We start from the raw sequence: 2,051 nt of genomic DNA, 5'->3' as shown, positions 1-2,051 counted from the left end.
CGGGCCGCCGCCCCCGCACCGGTCCCGCCGCCCGACCCCGCCCCCGATCCCGCGCTCCCCGCGTCCACCACCGGCTCCGCCCGGTCCGGCGCCTGGACGTCCCGGCCGAGGCCGCCGAAGGCGCCGAGCGTGGTAAGCACCGTCAGGGCGGTGACGCACACCCCGCAGACCATCGCCCCGGCCGCCCGCACCAGCATCGGCAGGCGGTCGCCGGCCAGCTCGTAGGTCTCGGCGGCGCGCAGGTCGCGCCAGCGCTGTTGGGCACCCCGGGCCAGCCAGATCCCGCCGAGGGCGGCGGCCAGCAGGGGAATGACGAGAAGCGAACGAACCACGGGACGCACCACCTCTGGAGGGGGCCGCGCCGAACCGGAACCGGCGCGTACGGGAGGCGACCGCCCCGGCAGCGGGCGCAGTCGGCCCCCAGCGTGCACAACGGGCGGACCGTCACACGACCGTGTGCCCGGCGAGTGTCGCTCGTTCACTCGAAGGTGGGACGGCGTATCGCCCCGGGAGGCGTACGGGTACCGCCCGCCGGAGCAATCCAGGAAGAACGGCCCCGCCCGGCCCTCAGCCCGCGCGCAGCGCCACCGTCATCGCCTCGACCGCGAGCAGCGGGTCCACGTTGCGGTCCAGCGCCTGGCGGCAGGCCAGCACCGCCTCGATCCGGCGCAGCGTGCCCTCCGCGGGCCCGGCCTGGGCCACCCGGTTCAGCGCCTGCCGCTGGTCCTCGTTGGCGAGCGCGCCGGTGGAGCCGAGCTGGATGGCGAGCACGTCCCGGTAGAAGCCGAGCAGGTCGAGCAGGGCAACGCCCAGGGTCTCCCGGCGGGTGCGGGTGGCCCGGCTCTTCTGCCGCTTCTCCAGCTCCTTGACCGCGCCGGCCATGCCGCGCGGCGCCTTGCTGCCCTCGGAGGCGCCGTAGGCGGCCTTGAGGTCGTCGGTCTCCTTGGCGTCCTGGGTCTCGGCGAGCGCCTCGGCATCGGCCTTGGCGGTGTCGACCAGGCGCTGGGCGGCGGTCAGGCAGCCGCCGATGTCGCCGACCTCCAGCGGGATGCGCAGCACCTCCGTCCGGCGCGTCCGGGCCTGCTCGTCGACGGCGAGGCGGCGCGAGCGCTCGATGTCGCCCTGACCGGCGAGCGCGGCGAGCCGGGCCGTCTCCGGGTCGACGCCGTCGCGGCGGACCAGGGTGTCGGCGACCGCCTCGGCCGCGGGGGTGCGCAGCACCAGCAGGCGGCAGCGCGAACGGATGGTCGGCAGCACGTCCTGGACGGAGGGGGCGCAGAGCAGCCAGACGGTGCGCGGGGAGGGCTCCTCCACGCCCTTGAGCAGCGCGTTCGCGGCGGCCTCGGTGAGGCGGTGGGCGGCGTCCACCAGGATCACCGACCAGCGGCCGCCGGTCGGGTAGCTGGAGGCGCGCATGACCAGGTCGCGCATGTCGCCGACGCCGATGGAGAGGCCGTCGGTCCGGACGTACTTGACGTCGGCGTGGCTGCCGGCCAGCACGGTGTGGCAGCCGTCGCAGAACCCGCAGCCGGGCGTGCCGCCGAGCGCGAGGTCCGGACTGGTGCACTGGAGGGCGGCGGCGAAGGCGCGCGCGGCGGTGACCTGCCCGGCGCCGGGCGGGCCGGTGAACAGCCAGGCGTGCGTCATCAGGGAGGCGTTCACGCCCTCGACCGGGGCGGCCCCGCGACCGGCCTCGATCGTCGCCCCGGCCGCCCGGGCTGCGGCGGTCAGCTGCTCGACCACCCGCTCCTGGCCCACCAGGTCGTCCCAGACGGCCACTGCTGCTCCCAAGCTCCGTACGGCAGCGCCGGTGGCGCCTCTTCCCCGCCGTCGAGCATACGTCTCCGCTCCGACACCCACTGCTCCGTCCGGGGGACGGCAAAGGGCACGGCGGACGGGAAGGCGGACGGGAAGGCCGGTCCCGCGGCGACGGACCGACACCCGACGGACCGACACCCGACGGACCGCGGCCCCACCGGCGACCGCCCGACGGAACGCGGCGGCGCCGCCGGGGACCCGCCCGGACGGCGCCGCGCACGCGTATCCGGTCA

At 76.7% G+C, this 2,051-nt stretch carries 1 protein-coding gene and 1 pseudogene; both read right to left on the bottom strand.

All coding sequences use genetic code 11. The features are described from left to right. Nucleotides 1-332 (bottom strand): annotated as a pseudogene (locus tag AE652_RS47030) (hypothetical protein); the annotation flags it as partial. A gap of 235 nt (nucleotides 333-567) precedes the next feature. Beyond that, nucleotides 568-1,779 (bottom strand): DNA polymerase III subunit delta', encoded by a 1,212-nt coding sequence (locus AE652_RS40270; protein WP_049660729.1) that lies wholly within the window; start codon nucleotides 1,777-1,779, stop codon nucleotides 568-570. Nucleotides 1,780-2,051 lie beyond the last annotated feature (272 nt).

This window comes from Kitasatospora sp. MY 5-36 (assembly GCF_001182915.1).
Classification (GTDB): domain Bacteria; phylum Actinomycetota; class Actinomycetes; order Streptomycetales; family Streptomycetaceae; genus Kitasatospora.
Note: the sequence above shows the minus strand (reverse complement) of the source record. Positions and strands in the feature narration are given on the sequence as shown.